This window comes from Parvibaculum sp., from assembly GCF_049672805.1.
Classification (GTDB): Bacteria; Pseudomonadota; Alphaproteobacteria; order Parvibaculales; family Parvibaculaceae; genus Parvibaculum.
The window spans coordinates 1-3,341 of sequence record NZ_JBATWS010000023.1; the positions used below are offsets into that span (position 1 = coordinate 1).

4 protein-coding genes are annotated in these 3,341 nt (G+C 61.4%); 3 read left to right on the forward strand and 1 reads right to left on the reverse strand.

What is annotated here, in order from left to right; translation table 11 throughout:
- A partial coding sequence (locus WBF74_RS00815; protein WP_424433877.1) for an SPOR domain-containing protein occupies positions 1–430 on the forward strand: 430 nt, incomplete at its 5' end.
- Here WBF74_RS00815 and WBF74_RS00820 read toward each other — a convergent pair.
- Positions 427–1,239 carry a division plane positioning ATPase MipZ gene (locus WBF74_RS00820; RefSeq protein WP_424433879.1) on the reverse strand — a complete coding sequence of 271 codons (813 nt, stop codon included), beginning with the start codon at positions 1,237–1,239 and terminating at the stop codon, positions 427–429. The genes WBF74_RS00815 and WBF74_RS00820 overlap by 4 nt on opposite strands.
- Before the next feature lie 252 nt (positions 1,240–1,491).
- Here WBF74_RS00820 and WBF74_RS00825 point away from each other — a divergent pair, with 252 nt between their 5' ends.
- Both WBF74_RS00825 and WBF74_RS00830 read left to right on the forward strand, forming a co-directional pair.
- Positions 1,492–2,859, forward strand: coding sequence for a glutamine synthetase family protein (locus WBF74_RS00825; RefSeq protein ID WP_424433881.1), 1,368 nt, complete (start codon positions 1,492–1,494; stop codon positions 2,857–2,859).
- A partial coding sequence (locus tag WBF74_RS00830) for an aldehyde dehydrogenase family protein (RefSeq protein WP_424433883.1) occupies positions 2,856–3,341 on the forward strand: 486 nt, incomplete at its 3' end. The genes WBF74_RS00825 and WBF74_RS00830, both read left to right, overlap by 4 nt.

Here is a 3,341-nt window from a genome sequence, read left to right on the forward strand (position 1 = left end):
GGCCAATGCTGCGGTGAACCCCGATGCGGCTGCGAACCCGCTTCTGATATCGCCCGCCGCAAACGATCCTGCCCGCACCGAGCCTGTCGCCGCTCGCTCCTGGCGTGACGGTGATCCGCTCATCCCCGAAGGCACATGGGTCATTCAGATCGGTGCCTATGCCAATCAGGCTGATGCCGTGGAAAGCATCCGCAAGGCGGTGCGTGCCGCCCCTGCAGAGCTTGGCGATGCCGTTCCTGTGACCATCCCGGTCAAGACGGCTGACAGCCGCACGCTCTATCGCTCGCGCTTTGGCGGCTTTGAGGGTGAACAGGCTGCCCGCGACGCCTGTGGCCGCCTCGCCCGGGAATCGATACAGTGCATTCCGATCCCGCCGACGAACTGGGCATTGCCGAAATCTGCCGAAGCCCGCGAAAACCGGCGCGGCTAGGCTCCCGCCCTCGCGGCTCTCATCTTCTCCAGCGGAAGCTCCAGCATATCAACCAGCGCCCGCACCTCTGCGCGCGCTGCGACATGCGACATGGACATCTGCGTATCGACGCCCTCCTCCCGGAGATCGAGCAGCGTCAGGCCGGAGGGGAACATCTCGCGGAAAATCACGCGCTCGCCAAAGCCCGGCCCTGCGCGAAACCCGATGCGCCCTGCAAGCGCCGTCAGCACAGATTCAACGCGCCGCTTGTTCTTCGCATCGAGATGCGAGAGACGGTTGCGGACGACCACCCAGTCAATCTCGCCGCCATCGCGTACAGCGCGGCGTTTGCGGCTTTCCCAGACCATCTCGCTGTAAACGCTCGGCCCCTTGATGCGATAGGTCTGCGGATCAACCCGGCCCAGCAGATCGAAATCCACGAAGCTGTCATTCATGGGCGTGACAAGCGTGTCCGCCCGCGCATGGCCAAGGCGTGACAGGTTGCTGTCCGAGCCGGGGCAGTCGATGACCAGAAAATCATTCTCGGCCGAAAGCCGCGCGATGGTTGCATCAAGTTCGGCCTCTTCCGCCGCATTGGCCTCGGCAACGGTCGGCGCATTGGACTTCGTGATGACCACATGGTCCGGCATGACGAGGTTCACATTTGCCGCGTCCGCCCAAGCCTTGCGGTTTTCCACATAGCGGGTCAGCGAACGCTGCCGGCCATCCAGGTCAATGGAGCCGACGCGGAATCCCTCGCGCAGCAAGAAGGCAATGAGATGCATGGCGGTGGTGGTCTTGCCGGACCCGCCCTTTTCATTACCGAGCACAATTATATGTGCCTTTGGACGCGCCCGCTCATCGCCAGTCATGGCCCAGCCAACTCACCTAAACCCCATCGAATCGAGGGGAAGTCTGGTGGCAGAGAGGAAGGGCGTCAACATCGAGCGAAAGAGCAGCAGGTGAAACGCGGTATCCTCTTGCAGCCTCCCCCATCCCTCCGGCTACACTGAGAAAATCTGCTGGCGGGGGCCGGTCGTTGCCGCCTCACCTCCTGGCGACAACATCCGGAGACCAAAAGCATGAAAGGCCTGCTCACTCTCGACCAGCTTTCAGACCTCGTTGCGAGCGGCGAGATTGATACCGTCGTCATGGCAATGCCAGACATGCAGGGGCGCCTTGTCGGCAAGCGCATGGCCGCCCCCTACTTCCTCGATACCGCCGTCCATGAAACCCATGCCTGCAACTATCTCCTCACCGTGGACACGGATATGGAGCCGGTGCCGGGCTACAAGGCAGCAAGCTGGGCACAGGGCTATGGCGACTTCGCGCTGAAGCCCGATCTGGCAACGCTGCGCCGCATTCCCTGGCTGCCGGGCACGGCGCTCGTCATCTGCGATACGGTGGACCATGACGGGCAGGACGTGCCCCATGCACCGCGCTCGATCCTGAAGAAGCAGTTGAAGCGCGTCGCCGCAATGAAGATGAAAGCCTTCACCGCTTCCGAGCTTGAGTTCTATCTCTTCGATGACAGCTACGAGACGGCGCATGAAAAGCGCTATCACGGCCTGAAGACGCCCAACTGGTATATCGAAGACTACCACATCTTCGCGACCACCAAGGAAGAAGGCTTCATGCGGGCCATCCGCAATGGCCTTGAGGGCGCGGGCATCCCGGTGGAAAACACCAAGGGCGAATGGGGCCCCGGCCAGGGCGAAATCAATATCCGCTATGCCGAAGCGCTGGAGATGGCCGACCGCCACACCATTCTGAAAAACGGCATCAAGGAAATCGCCTGGCTGCACGGCAAGGCCGTCACCTTCATGGCGAAGTGGAACTATGAGCTTGCCGGTTCCTCCTGCCATATCCACATGTCGCTCTGGGACGAGAAGGCAAAGTCCGCGCATTTCTTCGACGAAAAGGCCGAGCCTTACGGCATGTCGGAACTTTGTCAGCAATTCCTCGCAGGCCAGCTTCGCCATGCGCGTGAGATCACCTATCTCCTCGCGCCGACCGTCAATTCCTATAAGCGCTTCGTGAATGGCTCCTTCGCGCCGACCAACATCGTCTGGTCGAATGACAATCGCACGGCGGGCTTCCGCATGTGCGGCACGGGCAAGAGCCTGCGTATTGAATGTCGCATTGGCGGCGCGGATCTGAACCCCTATCTCGCCTATGCGGGACTTCTGGCAGCAGGTCTTGAAGGCGTCGAAAAAAAGCTCACGCTTGAGCCAGAGTTCCGTGGCGATGCCTATGGCGCTGCGGGCATTCCCACGCTCCCCAAAAACCTGCGCGATGCGCTGAGCGAGATGGAAAATTCCGACACGCTCCGCAAGGCGCTGGGCGACGATGTGATCGAACATTATCTCCACACCGGCCGCTGGGAGCAGCATGAATATGAACGCCGCGTGACCGATTGGGAACTGATGAGAGGATTTGAACGAGGATGAGTGAAGTTCTGAAAGTCATTTCCCCGGTTGACGGGAGCGTCTATGCCGAGCGCCCGCTCGCCACATGGGCAGAAATAGACAGCGCCCTGACCTCCGCGAAAGCAGCACAGGCGGCGTGGAAATTCGTTCCCATAGCCGAGCGCGCGGCCCTTTGCCTGCGCTTCATCGACACGTTTCTTGCCATGCGCGACGAGATCGTGCCCGAGCTTGCCTGGCAGATGGGCCGCCCCATCGCCTATGGCGCGGGCGAGCTGCGCGGCTTCGAAGAACGCGCGCGCTACATGATCTCGATTGCCGAGGAAGCCCTCGCCGACATTGACGCAGGACCGAAAGAAGGTTTCCGTCGCTGGGTGCGGCGCGAGCCGCTTGGCGTCGTGCTCGCCATTGCTGCCTGGAACTATCCCTATCTGATCGCGGTGAACTCCGTTGTCCCTGCCATCATGGCGGGCAATGCCGTCATCCTGAAACATTCAGGCCAGACG

Coding starts and splice junctions, on each gene's coding strand:
- WBF74_RS00825 (WP_424433881.1), top strand. CDS start 1,492: ATGAAAGGCCTGCTCACTCTCGACCAGCTTTCAGACCTCGTTGCGAGC.